The organism is Cohnella algarum, from assembly GCF_016937515.1.
Lineage (GTDB): Bacteria > Bacillota > Bacilli > Paenibacillales > Paenibacillaceae > Cohnella > Cohnella algarum.
In genome coordinates this window covers 4,573,720-4,595,490 of sequence record NZ_JAFHKM010000002.1, presented here as the reverse complement: position 1 = coordinate 4,595,490, position 21,771 = coordinate 4,573,720, and the positions used below count along the sequence as shown (strand labels likewise).

Annotated in this window: 23 protein-coding genes and 1 pseudogene; 1 reads left to right on the top strand and 23 read right to left on the bottom strand. The window is 61.2% G+C overall.

Annotated features, from left to right (window positions below):
- Positions 1-192: 192 nt before the first annotated feature.
- Positions 193-1,119: a succinate--CoA ligase subunit alpha gene (sucD, locus tag JW799_RS20680; RefSeq protein ID WP_080839954.1), complete on the bottom strand. Its 927-nt coding sequence runs from the start codon at positions 1,117-1,119 to the stop codon at positions 193-195.
- Positions 1,120-1,150: 31 nt separating this feature from the next.
- On the bottom strand, positions 1,151-2,311 hold the full coding sequence (gene sucC, locus JW799_RS20675) for an ADP-forming succinate--CoA ligase subunit beta (protein WP_080839956.1): 1,161 nt from the start codon (positions 2,309-2,311) through the stop codon (positions 1,151-1,153).
- 405 nt (positions 2,312-2,716) lie between these two features.
- On the opposite strand from sucC, the gene JW799_RS20670 reads away from it, so the two are divergent.
- A complete protein-coding gene (locus JW799_RS20670; protein WP_205431491.1) occupies positions 2,717-4,261 on the top strand; it encodes a YifB family Mg chelatase-like AAA ATPase in 1,545 nt (514 codons plus the stop codon).
- Between the two features lie 21 nt (positions 4,262-4,282).
- Here the strand turns inward: JW799_RS20670 and JW799_RS20665 are convergent, their stop codons facing one another.
- From JW799_RS20665 to JW799_RS20565, 21 genes and pseudogenes are all read right to left on the bottom strand, one after another.
- Positions 4,283-4,690, bottom strand: coding sequence for a YraN family protein (locus JW799_RS20665; protein WP_080840088.1), 408 nt, complete (start codon positions 4,688-4,690; stop codon positions 4,283-4,285).
- Positions 4,691-4,694: 4 nt separating this feature from the next.
- Entirely contained in the window at positions 4,695-5,042 is a 348-nt protein-coding gene (locus JW799_RS20660) for an EscU/YscU/HrcU family type III secretion system export apparatus switch protein (protein ID WP_080840090.1), read from the bottom strand.
- Positions 5,039-7,000, bottom strand: coding sequence for a hypothetical protein (locus JW799_RS20655; RefSeq protein WP_205431489.1), 1,962 nt, complete (start codon positions 6,998-7,000; stop codon positions 5,039-5,041). Before JW799_RS20655 ends, JW799_RS20660 begins: the two co-directional genes overlap by 4 nt.
- 61 nt (positions 7,001-7,061) lie before the next feature.
- Positions 7,062-7,730, bottom strand: coding sequence for a ribonuclease HII (locus JW799_RS20650; RefSeq protein WP_338026304.1), 669 nt, complete (start codon positions 7,728-7,730; stop codon positions 7,062-7,064).
- A gap of 245 nt (positions 7,731-7,975) precedes the next feature.
- Positions 7,976-8,859 (bottom strand): annotated as a pseudogene (ylqF, locus tag JW799_RS20645) (ribosome biogenesis GTPase YlqF).
- Positions 8,860-8,863: 4 nt separating this feature from the next.
- A complete protein-coding gene (gene lepB, locus JW799_RS20640) occupies positions 8,864-9,613 on the bottom strand; it encodes a signal peptidase I (RefSeq protein ID WP_080840098.1) in 750 nt (249 codons plus the stop codon).
- A 118-nt stretch (positions 9,614-9,731) separates the two neighbouring features.
- A complete protein-coding gene (gene rplS, locus JW799_RS20635; protein ID WP_080840100.1) occupies positions 9,732-10,073 on the bottom strand; it encodes a 50S ribosomal protein L19 in 342 nt (113 codons plus the stop codon).
- 171 nt (positions 10,074-10,244) lie between these two features.
- Positions 10,245-11,012, bottom strand: coding sequence for a tRNA (guanosine(37)-N1)-methyltransferase TrmD (gene trmD, locus JW799_RS20630; RefSeq protein ID WP_205431485.1), 768 nt, complete (start codon positions 11,010-11,012; stop codon positions 10,245-10,247).
- Position 11,013: 1 nt separating this feature from the next.
- Positions 11,014-11,541 carry a ribosome maturation factor RimM gene (gene rimM, locus JW799_RS20625; protein WP_205431481.1) on the bottom strand — a complete coding sequence of 176 codons (528 nt, stop codon included), beginning with the start codon at positions 11,539-11,541 and terminating at the stop codon, positions 11,014-11,016.
- A 76-nt stretch (positions 11,542-11,617) separates the two neighbouring features.
- Positions 11,618-11,851 (bottom strand): KH domain-containing protein, encoded by a 234-nt coding sequence (locus tag JW799_RS20620; RefSeq protein WP_080840106.1) that lies wholly within the window; start codon positions 11,849-11,851, stop codon positions 11,618-11,620.
- Positions 11,852-11,877: 26 nt separating this feature from the next.
- Positions 11,878-12,150, bottom strand: coding sequence for a 30S ribosomal protein S16 (gene rpsP / locus JW799_RS20615; RefSeq protein WP_080840108.1), 273 nt, complete (start codon positions 12,148-12,150; stop codon positions 11,878-11,880).
- Between the two features lie 40 nt (positions 12,151-12,190).
- On the bottom strand, positions 12,191-13,576 hold the full coding sequence (gene ffh / locus JW799_RS20610) for a signal recognition particle protein (RefSeq protein ID WP_080840110.1): 1,386 nt from the start codon (positions 13,574-13,576) through the stop codon (positions 12,191-12,193).
- Positions 13,577-13,620: 44 nt separating this feature from the next.
- Positions 13,621-13,995 (bottom strand): YlxM family DNA-binding protein, encoded by a 375-nt coding sequence (gene ylxM / locus JW799_RS20605; protein WP_080840112.1) that lies wholly within the window; start codon positions 13,993-13,995, stop codon positions 13,621-13,623.
- A 234-nt stretch (positions 13,996-14,229) separates the two neighbouring features.
- Positions 14,230-15,576, bottom strand: a complete 1,347-nt coding sequence (locus JW799_RS20600; protein ID WP_080836672.1) for an ISLre2-like element ISTco1 family transposase — start codon at positions 15,574-15,576, stop codon at positions 14,230-14,232.
- A gap of 189 nt (positions 15,577-15,765) precedes the next feature.
- Complete coding sequence (locus JW799_RS20595) at positions 15,766-16,215, bottom strand: hypothetical protein (protein ID WP_205431479.1); 450 nt, start codon at positions 16,213-16,215, stop codon at positions 15,766-15,768.
- 406 nt (positions 16,216-16,621) lie between these two features.
- Positions 16,622-16,969 (bottom strand): hydroxyisourate hydrolase, encoded by a 348-nt coding sequence (gene uraH / locus JW799_RS20590; protein ID WP_205431477.1) that lies wholly within the window; start codon positions 16,967-16,969, stop codon positions 16,622-16,624.
- Positions 16,966-17,499 (bottom strand): 2-oxo-4-hydroxy-4-carboxy-5-ureidoimidazoline decarboxylase, encoded by a 534-nt coding sequence (gene uraD / locus JW799_RS20585; protein WP_205431469.1) that lies wholly within the window; start codon positions 17,497-17,499, stop codon positions 16,966-16,968. The genes uraH and uraD overlap by 4 nt, the downstream gene beginning before the upstream one ends.
- Positions 17,496-18,017 carry a nucleoside deaminase gene (locus JW799_RS20580; RefSeq protein ID WP_080840120.1) on the bottom strand — a complete coding sequence of 174 codons (522 nt, stop codon included), beginning with the start codon at positions 18,015-18,017 and terminating at the stop codon, positions 17,496-17,498. The genes uraD and JW799_RS20580 overlap by 4 nt, the downstream gene beginning before the upstream one ends.
- Positions 18,014-18,529 carry a (2Fe-2S)-binding protein gene (locus tag JW799_RS20575; RefSeq protein ID WP_205431468.1) on the bottom strand — a complete coding sequence of 172 codons (516 nt, stop codon included), beginning with the start codon at positions 18,527-18,529 and terminating at the stop codon, positions 18,014-18,016. Before JW799_RS20575 ends, JW799_RS20580 begins: the two co-directional genes overlap by 4 nt.
- On the bottom strand, positions 18,526-20,808 hold the full coding sequence (gene pucD, locus JW799_RS20570) for a xanthine dehydrogenase subunit D (protein WP_205433055.1): 2,283 nt from the start codon (positions 20,806-20,808) through the stop codon (positions 18,526-18,528). The genes JW799_RS20575 and pucD overlap by 4 nt, the downstream gene beginning before the upstream one ends.
- Complete coding sequence (locus JW799_RS20565) at positions 20,805-21,716, bottom strand: FAD binding domain-containing protein (protein WP_080840124.1); 912 nt, start codon at positions 21,714-21,716, stop codon at positions 20,805-20,807. Before JW799_RS20565 ends, pucD begins: the two co-directional genes overlap by 4 nt.
- Positions 21,717-21,771: the final 55 nt, after the last annotated feature.

The following is a 21,771-nucleotide window of genomic DNA, read 5'->3' as shown; positions in this document are numbered from 1 at the left end:
CGTTATGCCTTCCGTCTCGTGCATGGCGATGACGACCTCGCGGTCCGGATGAAATGTGGACATCGTGCAAATCCCCCTAACATGCGCGGCCTGCGCCGCACGGAATGAAAAAAGCAGCCCCCGCGCTCTCCCTGGGGAGAGCCGAAGGCTGCTTGCCTGTCCGCTAAATCGGATTATGCTGTTATTTTACGATCAGCTTTTGCATTTTTCAAGCAGGCCGCGTTCCTCAAGCACGCTGACGAGCGTGGAGCCCATTTCGGACGGCGTCGGAGCGACGCGGATGCCGCACTCTTCGAGCTTGGCGATCTTCTCGGCGGCGGTGCCTTTCCCGCCGGAAATGATGGCGCCGGCGTGGCCCATGCGCTTTCCGGGAGGCGCCGTGGCGCCGCCGATGAAGCCGACGACCGGCTTCGTCATGTTCGCCTTGATCCATTCGGCCGCTTCTTCCTCGGCCGTGCCGCCGATTTCGCCGATCATGATGACGGCGTAAGTATCGGGATCTTCGTTAAAGAGGCGAAGAATGTCGATAAACTCGGAGCCTTTGACCGGGTCGCCGCCGATGCCGACGGCGGAGGATTGGCCGATGCCGCGGTTCGTCAGCTGGTGAACCGCTTCGTACGTCAGCGTGCCGGAACGGGAAACGACGCCGACGTGGCCTTTTTTGTGGATGTAGCCCGGCATGATGCCGATTTTGATTTCTTCCGGCGTGATGACGCCCGGGCAGTTCGGCCCGATCAGGCGCGTCTTTTTGCCTTCCATGTAACGTTTGACCTTGATCATGTCGATGACCGGAATGCCTTCGGTAATGCAGATGACCAGATCCAGCTCGGCGTCAACCGCTTCCATGATCGAGTCCGCCGCGAACGGAGGCGCGACATAGATGACGGAAGCCGTGGCGCCCGTCGCCTCGACCGCTTCCTTGACCGTATTGAAGATCGGCAGCGTCACCTTCGTGCCGTTCTCCAGGTCGAAATCGATCGTTTGGCCGCCTTTGCCCGGCGTAACGCCGCCGACCATTTGCGTGCCGTATTCCAGAGCCCCTTTGGCGTGGAACGAACCCGTCGCTCCCGTAATGCCTTGGGTGATCACCTTGGTGTTTTTATCGATCAAAATGCTCATGACTTCACACTCCCCGGTTCGTTCTCCCTTGTCATTTCACGAGCGACACGATTTTTTGCGCGCCGTCGGCCATCGAATCCGCAGCTACGATATTGAGCCCGGAGTTGTTCAAAATTTCTTTGCCCAGTTGGACGTTCGTGCCTTCGAGGCGGACGACGAGCGGTTTGTCCAGACCGAGCTCGCGCGCGGCCGCCACGACGCCTTCGGCGATGACGTCGCACTTCATGATGCCGCCGAAAATGTTGACGAAAATACCCTTGACGTTCGCGTCGGACAAAATGATTTTGAACGCTTCGGTTACTTTCTCTTTCGTCGCGCCGCCGCCGACGTCAAGGAAGTTCGCCGGTTCGCCGCCGTAATATTTGATGATGTCCATCGTCGCCATCGCGAGTCCCGCGCCGTTGACCATGCAGCCGATGTTGCCGTCGAGGGCGATGTAGCTCAGGTCGAACTTGGACGCCTGGATTTCCTTTTCGTCCTCTTCGTCCAAATCGCGCAGTTCCAGAATGTCCTTGTGGCGGAACAGGGCGTTGGAGTCGAAGTTCAGCTTCGCGTCAAGCGCCATGACGTCGCCCGCGCCCGTGACGACGAGCGGATTGATCTCGGCAATCGAACAATCCTTGTCCACGAAAGCGGTATACAAAGCCATGATGAACTTGGCCGCCTTGTTGACCAATTCGTTCGGGATGTTGATCGCGTAAGCGAGACGGCGAGCTTGGAACGTTTGCAGGCCGACCGCCGGATCGACGACTTCCTTGATGATCTTCTCGGGCGAGTGCGCGGCGACTTCTTCGATTTCGGTGCCGCCTTCTTCGGACGCCATCACGACGATGCGCCCCGTGCCGCGGTCGACGACGAGGCCGACGTAATATTCTTTCTTAATGTCGCAGCCTTCTTCGATAAGAAGACGCTTCACTTCTTTGCCTTCGGGGCCGGTTTGGTGGGTGACGAGCACTTTGCCGAGAATTTGCTCGGCGTACTCGCGCACTTGGTCAAGACCTTTCGCCACTTTGACGCCGCCCGCTTTGCCGCGGCCGCCCGCATGGATTTGCGCTTTGACGACCGTGACCGGCGTGCCCAGCTCTTCGGCGGCTTTGACCGCTTCGTCGACCGAGAACGCGACTTTCCCGCGAGGGACGGTGACGCCGTACTGTCTCAAGACTTCCTTGCCTTGATACTCATGAATATTCATGATCCTGCATCCTCCCGTTTAACACGCTTCTGAAGAACATGTCGGCACTTACGAATCGTACCGAAACCTTCCCTATTGTATCACTATTTGTCCGATCGTTCCTCTGTTTTTCATCAATTTTTTAGCTCCGTTTGGCAATGGTTTCATCTCGGGATTCGATGAAATAGCAGGCAGCCGGTAATAGATTTTCCAAAAAGGAGGGATTCATGCTCGCGCCCCTCCCGTCCGGCGAGACGGGAAGGCGGCGCTGAAGCCCGAAGACGCGAACGCGCCGAGCGATTGACAGCCCGGTTCCGGCGCGCTAGACTGAGGATAAACGAAGCGGAGCCGCGAGGTCCGTCAAGGAAAAGGAAGCACCTTTCTTTGTTAACGAATGACGTTAAAAAAGAAGGAGGCTTTTTTGGCATGTATGCGAAAATGCTCAGCGCAAGCGTCGTCGGCATCGAGGGGCGGCTGATCGAAGTCGAGGTCAACATTTCGTCCGGGCTGCCGCAGGTGTCGGTCGTCGGCCTGCCCGATCCCGCGGTCCGGGAATCGGTCGAGCGCGTCCGCTCGGCCATTCAAAACAGCGGCATGACCTTTCCGCTCGACCGGATCACCGTCAATCTCGCGCCGGCCGACGTGCGCAAGGAAGGGAGCGCCTACGATCTGGCGATCGCGGCCGGCATTCTGCTCGCCAGCGGCCAGCTGGCCGCGGAGAAAATCGAAGGCGCCCTGCTCATCGGCGAGCTGTCGCTGAGCGGCGAGATTCGGCCGGTTCCCGGCGTTCTGCCGATGGCGGAGCGGGCCCGAAGCGAAGGGCTGCGGCGGGTGATCGTTCCCGAGGCCAGCGTCGGCGAGGCGCAGCTTATCGAAGGCATCGAAGTGTTCGGAGTCCGCGGGCTCGGCGAATGGGCCGGCGGGGGAACGACGCGCTTCGGCCGTCCGCCCGGCCGCGGCGCGGCGCCGAGCTCCGGCGACGCGATTTCGGATCCCGCGGACGATGCCGATTTGTCCGACGTCATCGGCCAAGCCCATGGCAAGCGGGCGTTGCTCATCGCCGCGGCCGGCAAGCACAATATCCTGTTCGTCGGTCCGCCGGGAACCGGGAAAACCATGCTCTGCCGCAGGCTGCCGACGCTGCTTCCGCCGCTGGACGACGAGGAGGCGCTGGCCGTCACGAAAATCTACAGCGTTTGCGGAAAGCTCGGCGGCCGCCGGCACGGACTGATCCGCCGGCGTCCGTTCCGATCACCCCACCATACGATCTCCATCGCCGGACTCATCGGCGGAGGCCCGTCGCCCAAGCCCGGAGAGGTGACGCTCGCGCACCACGGCGTGCTGTTTCTCGACGAGCTGCCCGAATTTCCGCGCGGCGCCCTGGAGGCGCTCAGGCAGCCGTTGGAAGACTTTCGGGTGACGATCGGAAGAGCCCGCGGAGTAACGCAGTTCCCCGCCCACTTTTTGCTTGCGGTCTCGATGAACCCCTGTCCGTGCGGCTACTTCGGGTCCGACGGGGATCGCGCCTGCACCTGTTCGGGGGCGGCCGTCGCCCGTTACCGCTCCCGCTTGTCGGGGCCGCTGGCCGACCGCATCGACCTCCAGGTGGAAATGCCGCGACAGACGGCCCGGGAGCCCGCGTCCGCCGAAGGCTGGACATCGGCCATGGCGCGAGCCCGCGCGGAGGAAGCGATCGAACGGCAAAAAGCCCGCTACCGGGGCGGCGCGATCCGCTGGAACAGCGAGCTTTACGGGCGAAAGCTGGCCGAGCACGCCAGGCTTTCGCCGGCTGCCGAGAAGCTGCTCGGCAGCGTGTACGAGCGGCTTGGTCTCAGCTTCCGGGCTCACGACCGCATTCTCAAAGTGGCGCGCACGATCGCGGACCTGGACGGCCGCGACGCCATCGAGGCCGAGCACGTCGCCGAAGCGGTTCAATACCGCTGCCTGGACAAGCCCGCCGTCCCCGATTGAGGCGAGCGTTCGCCGTCCTTCTCAAAACGCTCCGGCAATGTGCCGCAGCTCGCCGACGCCTCCGTCGCCCGCGAACGTGACGGCTACGACATCGAAGCGAATCGGCTTGGAACCCGCGCGGGACATCGACAAGTAAACGCCCGCAACGGCGCGAACCCGGGCGCATTTGCGGGCGTTTACCGCCTCGACGGCGGTCCCGAAGCGGGATGATTCGCGTCTGGAACGCACCTCCACGAAGACGAGCCTCTCCCCGTCCTTCGCGATCAGATCGATCTCCCCCGTCCGGCAGCGCCAATTCCGTTCCAGGATGACGAATCCTTGGTCGGCCAGATAGGCGGCGGCCGCCTCTTCCGCTTCCCTTCCCGCCTGTTTTCGGCGATCGGCGCGTTTCCCGGCGCGGGGACGCCCGTTCGTCGACCCGTCGTTCATCCTTCTACCTCCCCCTCCGGTCCGCGATCCCTTCGCCCGCGGACTTGAGTCCGGCTTTCCGGTCCGTGCGATAGACGAAGCTGAGCACCTCGGCCACGAGCCGATACAGCTCCGGCGGAATTTCCTGCTCGAGATCGAGCTTGGAAAGCACTTCGACAAGCGAGGCATCCTCCTGAACCGGCACCCCGCCTTCTTTGGCCCGGCGCAAAATTTCCTCGGCCATGGCGCCTTGCCCTTTGGCGACGACGATCGGCGCTTGCGCCCGCTCCGGGCTGTATTTCAGGGCTACGGCTTTTTTGGTGAGCGTTCGCTGCTCCGGCTCTTTGCGGGGATAGCTGTTCTGGGCGCTCATGCGCGAAAATCGACCCCCTTGTAGAGCTTGGACGCATAAGGCTCCTGCAGGGTCTTGTCGGCCGAGCCATCCCGGCGGACAACGTCCGGCTTGGACGGCTCCCCCTCTTCCGCGATCGGCTTCGGAAACGGCGCCGCCTTAAGCGACAGCAGCTGATAGCCCGCCGAGCGCAGGCCTTCGGCCGCTTCTTCCTTGGCCGTTTCCACCAGCTCCGCCACCCAGGGCCGGTCGTTGAGCAGCCTGAGCGAGACGACCTTGTCCACGACGGCCACATCGACGAGCGTATCCCCCAGGTGCGACATCTTCAAATCAAATAAAAGCCGGCAATTATCCGAATCCCACTCGCCTTTTCGGCCGCGGCGCGTTTGGACGTGAATCGTCGCCGTCGTCTCTCCGTCCGCGTTTTTGAGCGGGACGAAAAACGTCATGTGGCTGAGCAGCGTCGCGTTTTGGCGTTCCGGAGAGAGCAGCAGCTGCTGGCCGGCGATTTGCTGCGCCAGATTGCCCGCGGCTTCGCGAAGCGCCTGGGGAACGTCTTCCTGGCTTGCCAGCGCCAGCAGCGCGCCCTTCAGCGTCTCTCCGGCTTTGGCCGCGTCCTGGGCCGGAGACGGATCGCCGCCGCCCGGCGCCGGCCAGCCGTTGGCCGCTTCGGCCGTCATCAGCGCCTGACGCTCGTGACCGACGCCCAGCCACTGCAAAAAGCGGCCGATCCACGGCTCCGCGCGATCCGCGCTTTCGGCGGCCGGGCGCTGCGCGGCCGTTTCGAAGCCGGCGTCGCGTCCCGTCTGCCCGACTGCCGCCCTCTGCGCTTCGTCCGTTCGCGCCGTTTCCTGCGATGCGGCCGGCGCCGCGTTCCCCTGATTGGGTGCCGGCACGGGCGCAGGAGGGCGTTGCGCCTGGTCGGAGACCGCTCGCCGCGGCGATCCGTCGGCTCGTTCGTCCGGGCCGGCCTGACGGGCGGCGTCCGTTTCGGCAGTTTCCGCGCCGCCCATCGCCGCCGCCAATGGCGTCCGGCCGGCGGCCGTTTCCCCGGCGGGGCGCGGAACCGCCCCCGACGGCGCTGCGGGCTGCTGCGGCAAAGGACCGCTCCCTGCAGCCCGCCCGGCGCGCTCCGCGCCGTTCTCCGCCTGCGGGAGCGCCGCGAAAGCTGCGTTCGGACCGGCGGCATCGGCCCGTTCCGGCTTCGCCCCGGCCGGATTCGGGCCCCCGCTTGCTCCGCCGTCGGCGCGTCGGCCGGCCGGCGCCTCGCTCGCGTCCCCCGTCCAAGGGGCCGCGCCTTCGTCCAGCAGCGCCGCTCCTTGCGCCAGCAAGCGCTGCAGCTGGCCGATCGTCTCGGCGGCCGGGCTGCCGGGCTTGACCGAGGCGGCGAATTCTCCGGCCAGCGTTCGCATTTCCGCCAGCTGCGCGTGCATCGGCTGGCCGAACAGCGCTTGCCGCAGCGAGGCGATCGTCGTTTCCGACGGCTCGAGGCCGCGACGGAACGCCACGCCCGCGGCGTTCATCCATTCCTGCGCGCCGACGTTTGCGGGTCTGGCTTCGGCCGCCTGGCGAAACCATCGGGCGGCGTCCCGGTCGAGCGCGAACCCGTCCCGCTTCAATCCGCGCACGAGCTCGTTCGCCCAATCGTTCTCCGGCAGGCCGAACGATTTGAGCGCGTTTCGCACCGTCTCGTCCGGAACGGATTCGGACGTTTCGGCAAGCGGCTTCAGCACGACAAAACCGTTTTGCGAATCCGGCATCACCTGCAGCAGCGTCCCTTTTCCGACGGGCATTTCGGCATCGAGCGTGGCCCTTACCTTGACCCCGTTGACGTTGATGACGGCTTCGCGTTCGTCCAGCATTTGCAGCAGGACGCCCCTGACGATTTGCCCGATTTTCAGCTCGAGCGCGCGGACGCTTTCCGCCGGCTGCGTCTCACCCATCATCGCCCGAAGCATCGATCCGATATTGGCGTTCATGCGCGTCCCCTCCTTCCCCCGAAAATCCTTACCCTATGTATCGGCAAAGTCCGTCGCAAATTCAAGTAAACAGCTCCTGCTGAACCGACAAAATCCCGCCCAAAAACGATTTCCGGTGCAGCGGCGTCGACCCGAGCGCCAGCAGCGCGTCCCGGTGCTCCTTCGTCGCATAGCCCTTGTGCCCGGCTATGCCGTAGCCCGGATACAATACGTCCCACACTTCCTTGCAGAGCCGGTCCCGGGTCACTTTGGCCAATATCGAAGCGGCCCCGATCGATTGGCTTCTCGCGTCGCCTTTGACGATCGCCGTTTGCGGGATGTCGAGACTCACCGTCTCGGCATCGACGAGCAAATGCTGCGGCGCCTGGCCTAAGCCCTCGACCGCCATCTTCATCGCAAGGCGGGACGCTTGCCGGATGTTGATCCGGTCAATCGTCTCCGCGTCGACCCGGGCGACCGACCACGCCGCCGCTTCGGCCACGATCCGGTCGTACAGAAGCTCTCGTTTTTTCTCGCTTAATTTTTTGGAATCGTCGATTTCTTCCAGCTTCGTTCCCGGCCGAAAAACGACCGCCGCCGCGACGACGTCGCCGAACAGGCAGCCTCTCCCGACCTCGTCCACGCCGGCAACGGCGACCAGACCGCTTTCCCACAGCTTTCGTTCGAATTCCAGCCGATCCGGCTCTTCCCGTGCATGATCCTGCGGCAACTTCTTACCCGCCTTCCCCAAGCGATTGCTCTTTTCTTTCTTGTATTGTCCGTCATCGCGCCGCCGACGGCAAGCTTTTTTAGATTAAAAAAACGCCTGGACGGCGAAACCCGGATTCTCCTCTGCGGATACCCGGGATTTCCCCATCCGAACCGCCTCTTCGCGGCGTCTCGCCGTCGCGTTGGATTTCTTCCAATTGGAATCGGATGAACATCCGACGGAGGGAATTGTCGGCAAATAAAAAGGCCGGCTGCCCACAGCCGGCTTCAAGAACTTGCGGACGGCTCGTTCCCCGGAGCCTCCAGCGTAATGCGCCCGAGCTTGCCGGACCGTAAATCCCGCAAAAGCACGCCGGACGCCTTTTCGTAATCGATGCGCCCTCCGCCCCCAGGCAGCCGCGCCGCCGGCCGATTTCCTCCAGCACTTCGGAGGCGGCGGCCATGTCGGGCAGCTCTTCGGGCAAATCCGCGAGACCGTACCGTTCCTTCAGCGCATCCCGGTACGACGCCGCCAGCCATTGCAGCAAAAAGCAGGCCACTTCCTCGATCGGCAGCACTTCCTCCTTGATCGCGCCCGTAGCCGCGAGGCGGAACCCGACCCCCGGATCCTCGAATTTCGGCCACAAAATGCCCGGCGTGTCGAGCAATTCGAGATCTCCGCCGGTCCGAATCCATTGCTGTCCTTTCGTCACGCCGGGCCGGTCGCCGGTCACCGCCGCGTTTCGCCCCGCCAGCCGGTTGATGAGCGTCGATTTGCCTACGTTGGGAATTCCGACGATAAGCGCGCGAGCGGGCCTCGGACGCATCCCCTTGGCGATCTGCCGCTCGATTTTCTCCTTCAGCAGCACTTTGATCCGCGCCGGAATTTCCTTCACCCCGGTTCCGGTATTGGCGTCTATCGCCAGCACTTCAAGCCCCATAGAGCGAAAATGATCGTTCCAGGCCTTGTTCGCCTCGGCATCCGCGAGATCGGCTTTGTTCAGGAGCACAAGCCTCGGCTTGCTCCCGACGATTTCGTCGATCATCGGATTGCGGCTGGATTCCGGCACGCGCGCGTCAAGCAGTTCGAATACGACGTCGATCAGCTTCAGCTTTTCTTCGATTTGCCGTTTGGCCCGGGTCATATGCCCGGGAAACCATTGAATTGTCATGTCGTCACCAGCCGCGTCCGATGTACTGAATTTTGTTAAGCGGCCAGAAAATCAGCTCGGCCCGGCCAACGACCTCGTCCTGCGAGACGAATCCGATCATCCGGCTGTCCTTGCTGTCCGGACGGTTGTCCCCGAGCACGAACAATTCGCCTTCGGGAACGGTCGTTTCCTGGAATTGCGAATTCGGATAATCGCTGCTGAAGCTTCTTTCGTTGTACAACGCGCCCGCCGCATGAGCTTCTTCGTAAGTTTCCTGAAGATACGGCTCTTCGATCGCTTCCCCGTTCACGTACACCGTATCGCCGTCCACCTGGACGGTATCCCCTGGCGTGGCGATTACCCGCTTGATATAATCCCGGCCTTCTTCGGGAACGTGAAACACGATCACTTCGCCCGCTTTCGGCTCGCGGATGTCGTACAGCACCTTGTTGACGATAATCCGTTCTCCGTCCCAGAAATTCGGTTCCATCGAGGAACCGTCGACGATGAACGGCGAAACGAGCAGCCAGCGGATAATCAAAACAAGCACGGCCGCGATCGCCAGCGCCTTGATCCATTCCACGAGCTCGTTGTTTTTGCGCGGCGCGGCCGTCTTGCCCGGCACGGTCGGGTTGCCGTCGGCCGCGGCCCCGGGTACGCCGTGCAAACGGCCGGCTTCGGGAGTTTCGTATGTAGAGGACGCCCCCGTCGTTTCCGGACGGTCGCCCGCTTTTGGTTTGGATTGTTCATTGTTCAAGTCACGCGACTGATCCATGTCGATTTCGCCTCTTTTCCTGAGTCCGTCTTTCTATGGTCAGGCCCGGCGGGCCGTTTTTTTGCGAAAAAGCAAAAAGGAGGACTTGAACAAAAGCCAAGCCCCCTTTTGATTAGCCTTATCGAATTTCCTTGATGCGAGCTGCTTTGCCGCGCAGGCCGCGCAGGTAGTACAGCTTCGCGCGACGGACTTTGCCGCGACGCGCCACTTCGATTTTGTCGATGCGGGGCGAGTGCAGCGGGAAAGCGCGCTCGACGCCGACGCCATACGAAATTTTACGCACGGTAAACGTTTCGCTGATGCCGCCGCCGCGGCGTTTGATGACAACGCCTTCGAACAGCTGAACCCGTTCGCGGGAACCTTCGACTACTTTGACGTACACTTTGAGCGTGTCGCCCGGACGAAAGCTCGGAATGTCCTTACGCAATTGTTCTTGCGTGATCGCTTGAATAAGATTCATGGATACCACTCCTTCCACCATAGACGTTCGTACCCGCTCCACGAATCCTTACGATCGCTTCACGGCGTGCAGAGGACCGTCCGATTATCGCCGGCGCCGGATTCGAAAAAACCAGGCGTCCGACTTACACAACAGTTGAAATTTTACCACATGCGCCCGCCAAACTCAACCTTATCTTTCAAGATCCGGCCGATTTTTTGCCTGCTCCAGCCAATCCCGTTCTTTGTCCGACAGTTCCGCCCGTTCCAGCAGCTCGGGGCGCCGTTTGGCGGTGCGCAGCAGCGACTGCCGCCGCCGCCATTTGTCGATTTCCGCATGATTGCCCGACAGCAGCACGTCCGGCACCTTCCATCCCCGAAATTCGGGCGGACGCGTGTAATGCGGATATTCGAGCAAACCGTCGCTGAACGAGTCGTGAAGGGCCGATTGGTCGTTCCCGAGAACGCCGGGGAGCAGCCGGACGACCGCATCGATGACGACCATCGCCGGCAGCTCGCCGCCGGTCAGCACGTAATCCCCGATGGACAGCTCGTCCGTAATGAGAAACTCCCGGATCCGTTCGTCATAGCCCTCGTAGTGGCCGCAAATAAAAACGAGATGCTCCTCTTGGGCGAGCTCCCGCGCTTTCGCCTGCGATAACGGTTCTCCCTGGGGACACATCAGAATGACGCGGGGAGGCTTCGCTTCGGGGCTCGCGGCTTGCCGCGCGGACTCGACGACGGCTTCCACCGCCGCGAAGATCGGATCCGGCTTGAGCACCATCCCTCCTCCGCCGCCATAGGGCGTATCGTCCACCGTATTGTGCTTGTTCGTCGCGAAATCGCGAAAATTGACCGTGGCCAAGCTGACCTTGCCCCGATCGCGCGCCTTCCCCAAAATGCTGCTGCCGAACACCCCTTCGAACATTTCCGGAAACAGGGTCAAAACGTCGATTCGCATGTTAGAGCAGCCCTTCCATCAAACGCACCTTCACGAGCCGGCCGGGCACGTCGACCTCCAGAATGACGTCGTCGATGACCGGGAGCAGCAGGTCGCCGCCTTTCGGGCGTTTGACGACCCATACGTCGTTCGCGCCCGGCGACAGCACGTCGGAAATGAACCCGAGCTTCTCTCCGTCTTCCGTCACGGCCTCCGCGCCGATAATGTCCCGCAAGTAGTACTCGCCTTCTTCCAGCTCGACCCGGTCTTCGTTAGAAACCTTCAGTTCCCAGCCTTTGTACTTCTCGACGAGGTTGATGTGGTCGTAGCCTCTGAGCTTGAGGACGAACAGTTTTTTTTGCTCGCGGGCGCTCTGCACTTCCACTTCGATCGACTCGCCGGCTGCCGCCTCCGGCGGACAGAGCAGCAAGCGGCTTCCGTTACGGAAGCGCACGTCCGGAAAATCCGTTTGCGGCCACACTTTAAGCTCGCCGCGGATGCCGTGAGTGTTGACGATTTTGCCGACATTGAGCAAACGCTCTTCCGTCACGGAAACAGCTCCCTTCTTTTCTTTAAGATGAGTCTAAAAAGGTCCGGGCATGCAGCCCGGACCCCGCTTCTTCCCTTTATTCCGATATAATGTCCACGATGACACGCTTCCGCTCCTTGACCGCGGCGGAAGTGACGACGGTGCGCATCGCTTTCGCGATGCGGCCCTGCTTCCCGATCACTTTGCCGACGTCGTCGGGGTGAACGGAAAGCTCGTACACCAAGCCTCGCGCGTCCTCCTTGACCTGAATCTGCACGTCTTCCGGATGATCCACCAAAGCTCGGGCGATAACCCGAATTAATTGTTCCATGGTTTATGCCCTCCGGGAATCCGACATTACTTCTGGAGCTTGGATTCGTGGAATTTTTTCAGAACGCCGGCGTTGCTCAGAAGATTGCGAACGGTATCGGAAGCTTGCGCTCCGCTTTGCAGCCATTTCAGCGCTTTTTCCTCGTCGATCTTCACTTCGGCCGGTTGAGCGACCGGGTTGTAGATCCCGATCTCTTCGATGAAGCGGCCGTCGCGCGGGGAACGGGAGTCGGATACGACTACGCGGTAGAACGGAGCCTTGTGGGCGCCGATGCGTTTCAGACGAATGCGAGTTGCCATAGTAAACTTTCACCTCCTTAATATAATCCGCAGGCTGCGGTCAAAACGGGAACTTCATGTTTTTGCCGCCGAGCATGTTTTTCATGTTTTTCAGGCCTTTCATTCCGCCCTTCGGGCCTTTGGGACCCATCATGCCGGAAAACTGCTTCATCATCTTCTTCATGTCCTCGAACTGCCGGATGAGCTTGTTGACGTCGGCAAGCGTCGTTCCGCTGCCGGCCGCGATCCGCTTGCGGCGGCTGTAGTTGATGATATCCGGCTTTTGCTTTTCGGCCTTCGTCATCGACTTGACGATCGCCTCGGTGCGGGCGATTTGCTTCTCGTCGATTTTGAAGTTGGGCATGTTTTTGACTTTGTTCATGCCGGGCAGCATGTCGAGCAGCTGATCGAGCGGTCCGAGCTTGCGCACCTGCTCCATCTGTTCGAGGAAATCCTCGAACGTGAAGTCGGCGGTGCGCATTTTCTTCTCGAGCTCTTTCGCCTTCTCGGCGTCGATGTTCGTCTGCGCCTTCTCGATCAGCGACAGCATGTCGCCCATGCCGAGAATCCGCGAAGCCATCCGGTCGGGATGGAACGGCTCGAGCTGGTCGATCTTCTCGCCGATCGAGGCGAACTTGATCGGACAGCCGGTGACGGCCTTGACCGACAGTGCCGCGCCGCCTCTCGTGTCGCCGTCCAGCTTGGTCAGCACGACGCCGGTCAGCTCGAGCTGCTCGTGAAAGCTTTTCGCGACGTTGACGGCTTCCTGGCCCGTCATCGCGTCGACGACCAGCAGCACCTCGTCCGGCTTCACCGCCGCATGGATTTGCTTGATCTCCTCCATGAGCGCTTCGTCGATCTGAAGCCGGCCCGCCGTATCGATGAGCACGTAATCGTTGCCCTGCTCCTTCGCGAGCTGCACTCCCTGCTTCGCGATCTCCACGGGACTTACCCGATCGCCGAGCGTGAACACCGGAACGCCGATTTGGCCGGCCAGCACTTCCAGCTGCTTGATCGCCGCGGGGCGGTAAATATCGCCGGCCACGAGCAGCGGCTTATGATTTTGCGATTGCAAAAGCTTCGCGAGCTTCCCGGTGAGCGTCGTTTTGCCCGCGCCTTGCAAACCGGCCATCAGCACGATCGTCGGAGGCTTGTTCGACTTGGCGAGCTTCGCCTGCGTGCCGCCCATCAGCTCGATCAATTCCTTGTGAACGATGTCGACGACGACCATGCCGGGAGTGAAGCTCTTCTGGACTTCGGCTCCGACGGCTTTCTCCTTCACCTTCGCGATGAAATCCTTGACGACTTTAAAGTTGACGTCCGCCTCGAGCAGCGCCAGCCTGACCTCGCGCATCGCTTCGTTTACGTCGTCTTCCGACAGCTTGCCCTTGCCCCGCAGTTTGCCGAACACATTCTGCAGGCGCGTCGTCAATCCTTCGAACGCCATGCCGGATCCCCTCCTTCCGAATCGTAATCGTACCTGTCCGAACCTTACGCGTCACCCTGAGGCTGCCCGCTGTCCGCGATCCGCAGCAGCGAAACGGTCGTTTCGAGCGATTGCCGCCACGGCGAGGGAAGCTCGCTCACCTGCCGCTCCAGCTTGTTCAACCCTTGCCGCAGCCGTTCGTGCCGGAGCGTCAGCGAAAGCTTGGCTTCATAGTCTTCCAGCGCTTGCTCCGCCCGCTTCAGGTGCTCGTACACCGCTTGCCGGCTAATATCGAACTCTTCGGCGATTTCGCCGAGGGAATAGTCGTCCTGATAATAACACTTGAGAAAAGTCTGCTGCTTCTCCGTCAGCAACGAACCGTAAAAATCGAACAAAACGTTGATGCGGTTCGTCTTCTCCAGCGCGTTCTCCCCATGCACAAAGGTTCACCCCTCGCCATTGTCAAGGAAAAGCACTTTACAGCGTTTCAACTCATCTTATGTTACGCAATTCGCCCGGCGATGTCAAGCGATTAACCTTAACAGTCAGTGTCAAGCTAGCGTGGGCAGTCATTTAAGATGCCTGGAACGCGAACCCCGAAGGAACCTCTTCCTTGTAAGCGCTTTGCTTCGTTCTTTCATCAAACACAAGTGATTTGTCAGAATTTTTTGCCGTTATCCGCGAAGTGCTTTGAGTGCCATACCCGTTGTGCTGCTTTGCTTCGGTCCTTGCAGCATGCGAATCATTCCAGCGATACAACCCTTGACCGGTTGCGTCACGTTCTTGAGCAATTGCCGCATGTTTATCGACTGCTGCGGCGTTGCCTGCTTACTCGCTTGTCCTTCAACCGTTCTTACCACCGTGCCCGCTTCTTGAATCCTCATCATCGTCCTCAGCATCGCCCTGACGCCTCGCTCACTCCAACTGTACCCGCCACGCTTCGTCCGCTTGGCGAATATACGCATCTGCGATTCCGCGCTTCCCATCGGGCGCATACCGCTTGTGTCGATCCCCTTCGCCTGGAGTGTTTTTCGGTAGTCGTCCAAATGCTTCTCATGCCGCTTTAGAAATCTTTTATACGGCTTCCAATCCTTCCGGTTCTCTTCCGCTATCTCTTGCTCCGACACGCCTTCCAGGACCGCCATAAGCGCGGCTGCATCCTGTTTGGCCAAAGACCGTCTCACGGTCTCCCACACCTGCGGCAAATGACCAACAAAGCGTTTCAAATCACGCGCCACATGAAAGCGGTCCAGCATGTACAGACATTGGTGAAAGTAGGATGTACATTCCCCGATCCACGCCGCGCCGTCTCCGTTCACCACAAGCCACGTGTTCTCGTCGATTTCGTAACGCTCCACCAGAAAGTCCCCGAACCCTTCCCAGAAGTCGCCGCCGCTCGTATGCAGGTAATGCTGTTTGTTCTTCAGCTGTACCCGCTTGCCGTTCTTCTCCCAGCCTTCGTGTACGACTGCAATTGCGTTCTCCATCCCGCGCTTTTTGCTCCGCTGCAGCTTCGTGTACAGCCCATCCACTTCCACGAACAGCACGCGGGCAGCGCGCCGTTTCACCGCTGGCATCGGCTGTTGCGCACGCTCCATCAGTTTTTCCCTGATCGCTTGGTGGCTCAGCACATTGTAGCCCAAAAGCTGCTCCAGCCTCTTTGCGCTGTCCCGGTACGACGGTCCTTGGCTTGCGAATGCGATTGCTGTCTCTTCCAAATGCGGACTGACTTTCCCGCGCCCTTCGAATTGCAACAGCTGATCCAGCAGATACACGTGTTTGCCGCTTCTACGGTCACAGTACAATCTCCGCTTAAAGCGCACATTCCCGAACACTGTGTTGACGCTTGTTTCACGCTCGTCCTTTACTCGATAACGCTCTCGGTCCCGTTGCTCCAGGATCTGCTGATCCAGCGCCTCCAGTACCTGCTTCATCGCACGAGCGAATTCCTCCTGCATTTTCCGGAAAATCCATTGCTCAATCTCTTTCATCGTCGGCATTGTTGTGGTAAAGTGGCTCACAGGAGCTTCCTCCTTCTTGGTGTGTTGTGCGCAAACATCACTTTACCAAGGGAGAAGCTCTTTTTCTATATCCGCTTTTTCCAATTCCTACACCCACAGAGATTTTACACTATCACCTTAACACCTCTAAGAAAAATCCCCGGCGGCGTCCTTTGAATAGACGGACTTCCTCTTACCGTTAAAGAGAGGTTAGCGGGATAGCGCAAGAGGCGGCAGCATGCAGGCACTTGGCAAACTTCCTGGCGGGATGAACGAGGGGGACGCGGGTTTTTGCAGGTTTTTGCGGGTTTTTGCGGTTTTTTGCGGGTTTTTGCGGATTTTTGCGGGTTTTTGCGGTTTTTTGCGGTTTTTTGCGGGTTTTTGCGGGTTTTTCGGGTTGCGCGGGATGCGCAGTTTGCGTGGGTTGCGCAGGTTGCGCAGGTTTTGCGAAGTTGCACGGGATGGTACTGAATTCGGCAAAGCTTGGTTGGATTTCATCCAATCAAAACCGGCTTTTTCGCAAAACACGTCGTCTTCGTTGGATTTTGTCCAATCTGGCGGAGCCTTTTCCGCTTTTTCAACCAAAATTCCAAGTTCCTCATTGGATAAAATCCACTCTAGACAGCGGTTTCCCCAATTTCTGCTCCCTTGGTTGGACAAAATCCAACATAAGCTCCCTCCGCTTGGGCATTCCCCCTCCTCCGACCGGCCATAGGTCCGGATTCGACGGATGGGACGGAGCACAAGCTTGATCAAGAGGGCGCTTACGGCTGCCGGAGATCTTATTCGTCTAAATTCGGGATTGGATGCCTATAAACGGAAACGAATTACGCTATGGACGATAATTCGGCGCGATTACGGGGAAACACGAGGAAATAAGGGCGCTCGCTCAGCTACGATACAACCTCGACACGTCCCGTTCGCCCGGGACCCGCCGGCGGTCCCCGCGCGCCGCGAGCGAGCGCAAACCGGCATGGCGAAGAACGGCGCCGGGACCCGCGGATTTCTCCCGTCCCGACGCCGTTGCCGTCGTGCGCTTCGCCTCTTCCTCGCAAATGTCTCTCATTCAGCTTCCGCGGTACGTGCTGTAGCCGCCGGGAGCGGCGAGAAGCGGAACGTGATAATGCGATTCCGGCTCCGCGATCGCGAAGCGCACCGGAATCCATTCGAGGAAAACGGCGCCCGCCGTTCCCCGAAAATACGTTCCCGCATCGAACATCAGCTCGTACGTTCCTTCGGCCATTTCGCCCGCCGCGAGCAGCGGCTCGTCCAATCTGCCGTCGTCGTTCGTGAACGCTTCCTTCAGCAGCGTCCGAGCGCCCTCCTCCGGCAGCCGCCACAGCTGCACCCGCATTCCCGCGGCGGGCCGGCCGATCGAAACGTCCAGCACATGCGTCGTCAGCCGCCCGCTCATGCCGTCGCCTCCCCGTCGCCTTCGATCAGATCGGCGAGCCGAAAACCGGTAATCCTTTCAATTTCCCGCAGCGCCTGCTCGCGCTCCGCTTCCGGAGAATGGTCGATCCGCTTTTGCATGGCGGCCAAAATATCTTCCTTATTTTTTCCCCGAACGGCAAGAATAAACGGAAAACCGAATTTCCCGACATAGCTTTCGTTCAGCCCGCGGAACGTTTCGTATTCTTCCGGGGTCAATTCGCCAAGTCCGGCTCCCTGCTGCTCCGCCGCGGAATAATCGCTGACCGCAAGCCGGGTCCCCAAGTCCGGATGGGCGCGGAGCAGCTCGAGGATCGCATCGGGGCCGGAGCCGCGGACCGTCCGCATCATCGCTTCGTGCAGCTCCTGCCCAGAGGCAAACGGCCGCAGCGCCCACGCGCTTTCCGCCACCCAGGGCGAATGCTCGAAGACGCCGCCCAGCGTTCGGACGAATTCGTCCCGGTCCATCGCGTTAATTTCGTTTACAGAACTTTTTTTCACCGTTTCCTTCATCTCCAATACCCCTCATGCGCGGCTACGACTTCCGCCTCGATTTCGGGGAAGGGGCCGATCACGACGATCGGTTTCCTCCCCCTCGCAAAAACGTCCCGGCAAGGCAAGTCGAGCGTCAAATTCCGCTCGTCGTCGCCGGTCAGCTCGGCCAAGCGATGCTCCGTAATCCCGTACACGACGCGGCCGACATTTCCCCAATATATCGCTCCGGCGCACATCGCGCAAGGCTCGGCCGTCGTATAGAGCGTGCAATCCCAAAGCTCGGCTTTCGTAAACCGCTTCGACACCGCGCGCATGAGCGCGGCTTCGGCGTGCCCCGTGCAATCGCGCTCGGTCATCTCGACATTGCCCTGCTCCCACAGCACCCTGCCGTATTTGTCGGCCAGAACGGCGCCGAACGGCGTGTTCCCGGTCCGCCGCGCCTTGACGGAAGCTTCGATGCTTAACCGCAAAAACGTAAGGTGAACCTCTTTGTCTCCCGTTTTTTCCTTCAACCGTTCCCTGCCGTTGCCCTTCATGCCGTCGCTCCCCCTTCCCCGCTCGCTCCCATCGCCTTCCGGACCGAGCGGAGAATGCCCGCGTATCCCGTGCAGCGGCAAATATTGCCCGACAGCGCTTCTTCGATGTCCTCCGCCGTCGGGCGCGGATTTTCGCGAAGCAGCGCCGTAACGGTCACGACCATGCCGGGCGTGCAGTAGCCGCATTGATAGCCGCCTTCCTCCAAAAAACTCTTCTGCACGGCGTTCAGGCCGTTTTCCGAAGAGAGCCCTTCGATCGTCGTAATTTTTTTGCCTGCGCATTGGTAGGCCATCGTCAGGCACGAATTGACCGGTTGGCCGTCGATCAGCACCATGCAGGCGCCGCAGCGGCCGATTTCGCAGGAACGCTTCGTTCCGGTAAGCCCGAGGCCGTCCCGCAAAACGGAAAGGAGCCGCTCGGCCGGGGCGACGTCAAGCGCTGCGTTCTGTCCGTTAATCTCGCATTCCAGTATAAAAGTTTCCGCCGTGGCCCGGCGAATTGCGTCGCTCATCGAAGTTCCACCGCCTTCGGCAAAAAATTCGGCTGTTCCTGCAGCTGCTCGGGATCGATCGGCAGCTTGCGGACGCGTTTGCCGACCGCGTCGAACACCGCCTGGGCGATCGCCGGAGCGAGCCCGACCGAACCGATTTCGCCGATCCCGCGCGGTCCGTGTTCGTCTCCGTCGGGCAAATCCTCGATCGCGAGCACCTCGAACCCGCCGCCCGCATCGGCAATCGTCGGCACGAGGTACGTGTCCAGGTTGCGGGTCAAATACAAGCCTTTATCCATGACCGCGTCTTCCGTCAGCGTAAAGCCGAGCGCCATGCCGCTCCCGCCTTCGATTTGGCCGAGATAACCTTGCGGGTTGACGACAGGCCCGGCGGACACGGCGTGGAACTGGTCCAGCACCTTGACCCGGCCCGTCAGCGTGTTGACCTCGACCTTGACCGCAACGGAGGCATAGCTGTATAAAAAGTGCGCGCCCACGCGGTCGACGGAAGAAGTCGGAAACGAAAAGCTCGTTTCCGCCGCGATCGGCTCGGTCGATCCGGCCGCAAGCGCCGCGTAAGAAAGCAGGAGCTCTCCGGAATCGGCCGACCGGATCCCGCCCGCGCCCGGAATGAGCCGCTCCTCGGCGATTCCGAGCGCGAGCGCGGCCTGCCGGCGCAGCGCCCCGACGAACGGCGGCCGCAAGCGCCTCAGCGACTGCCACATCATGCTCGTCGCCCGCGATGCCGTGCTGGAGCCGCTGTCCGGCACGGCGTCGGTATCGCCGATGACGATGCGCAAATCGCTCGCCGCAAAGCCGAATTGCTCGATCAGCATCTGCTCCAGCGACGCGAGGAGCCCCTGGCCGAACTCCTCGTATCCGAACGCAGCCTCGATTTTTCCGTCTTCCGCGAGCCGCAGGCGGCCGCCCGCTGGATCGGGAATGCCGACGCCGAGGCCCGCGCCGTGCATGACGAACGCCGCTCCGTAACCGGTTTTGATCCACGGGAGCCGGTCCCTTTCGGCCGTTGCGGCCGCTTTTTCCCGCCATAGCCGGCATTCCGGCAGCGCCTCCCATACGAGACGCGCCCCGTCCGTCGGCGCGATCGGCTGGCCGAACGGCCCCGGATCTTCCGGCTGCCGCATGTTCATGAGCCGAAACGTCCAAGGATCGAGGCCGAGCCGCTCGGCCAGGCGGTCCATCTGGCCCTCCAAGGCGAAGATCGCCTGGTTGCCGCCAAAGCCGCGGAATTCGCCGGACATTCCGTTGTTCGTAAAGACGGACACGCTCTCGACTTCGGCCGCCTCGTAAACATAGGGCCCCAGCACATGCTCTACCGCGAAGTTCAGCACCTCGGCGCTGAGCGTCGAATACGGTCCCGCGTCCGAGACGACCCGGACGCGGTGGGCAAGCAGCCTGCCGTTTTCGTCCGTGCCCGTTTTCATCGTAATTTTCATCGGGTGCCGCTTAAGTCCCGCCCTTACGGATTCCCAGCGGGAATGGTGAACCTTGACCGGACGGCCGCAGGCGAGCGCGAGGAGAGCTCCGTACGGCTGGACGTTGAGCTCGTCTTTTCCGCCGAAGGAACCGCCGATCGGACTCGATACGACCCTGATTGAATCCTCCGGCCGGTTCAGGATGCGCGCCAGCTGCATCCGGTCCATAAATCCGTGCTGGGTCGGCGCGTAAACCGTCAGCCTGCCGTCCGCTTCCGGGACGAACAGGCCGCCTTCGGTTTCCATATAGGTGTGCATCTGCCTCGGCGTCTCGTACGTTTCTTCCACGATAAAGCGGCATGCCGCGAACCCCGCCTCGACGTCGCCGAATCCGTAGTCGTTTCGGTGCAGCACGTTGCCGTGCTCGAACAGCTTGACGCTATCCTCGGCCAGCGCCCGCTCGGGATCGTCGACGACGTCGAGCTCTTCGTATTCGACCTCGATTTGCGCGAGCGCGTAGGCCGCGAGCTCCTCCGATTCGGCGGCGACGGCCGCGACCGCGTCCCCGATAAACCGCACCCGGTCCTCGCAAAACACCGGCTGGTCGGGCTTCGCGATGCCGAAGCGGTTCAGCCCGGGCACGTCCGCGCTCGTCAGCACAGCTCGGACGCCGGGGATCGAACGCGCCTTCGCCGTGTCGATCGATTTGAGGAGGGCATGCGGATGAGGGCTTCTCAGAACGCGGCCGTAAAGCATATCGGGCGAGGACAAATCCGTCAAATACGGCAAGCGTCCGGACACTTTGTCCGGGCCGTCGGGACGAACCCGCCATCTGCTCCCGCTCGTCTTCCGATTCAGCATCAGGCTCCCTCCTTCTGTTGCGGGCCGGCGCCGGCCTGTTTCCACAGCTCCGCGACGATAAGGTTGGCGCACGCCGCTTTGCGATATTCGTTCGAAGCGAACGGATCCGGCTTCGGCTCGTACTCTTCCAGCGCGGCCCGGTAAATTTCGCCCAGCGCTTCCGGATCCGGCTTGCGCGCTTCCAGCAGCCGCTCGACGCGCATCAGCCGCTTCGGCGGCGTCTGACCGCCGCCGGCCGCGATCCGCACGCGGCGCAGGACGCCGTCCGGCTCCGTATGCGCGCTTAGCGCGACGGTGACAAGCGAAGGCGTGAAAGCTTCCCTTCGTCCGACTTTATGATAAGCGAACATTCGCTTTGCGTTCGAATTCGCATCGTCCTGCGCGACCGGCAGCCGAAGTTGCGTCAGCAGCCGCGCATCCGGGCTTGCGGAACTTGCCAGCCAGTCGGCCGCCTTCTCCGCCCGTTCGGCCCGCCCGTCGTGCCAAACGAGATCGGCGTCCAAGGCGAGCAGCGCCGGCAGCGCGTCCCCGACGCGAAACGCGACATTGCCGCCGATCGTGGCCAAGTTGCGAACCGACCAGCCGGCGATCGCCCGGACCGCCTCCCGCAGCATCGGGGCGAACTCCCCGATCAGCGGATCGTTTCGGCACTGCCCGAGCGTGGTCAGCGCCCCGACCGCCAGTTCCCCATCCTGAAGCGAAACGCCGGAAAGCCCCGGAATCGAGCTCAAATCGATCAGATGCCGGGGCATAACCGCCGTCCCCGCCTCCCATTGGGTGCGAAGCAGCGTGCTGCCGGCCACGTATGCCGCGTCCGGCCCGAACTGTTCCTTCCATCGAACGGCCGTCCCCGGATCGGCGGGCTGCCATACGGAGGGAGACGGAACAAACTCCTCTTGATGCATTGTCATCGAACTCCCCTCCCTGAAATTGTGTTACGAGATTTCGCGCAAGTCGAAGACATGC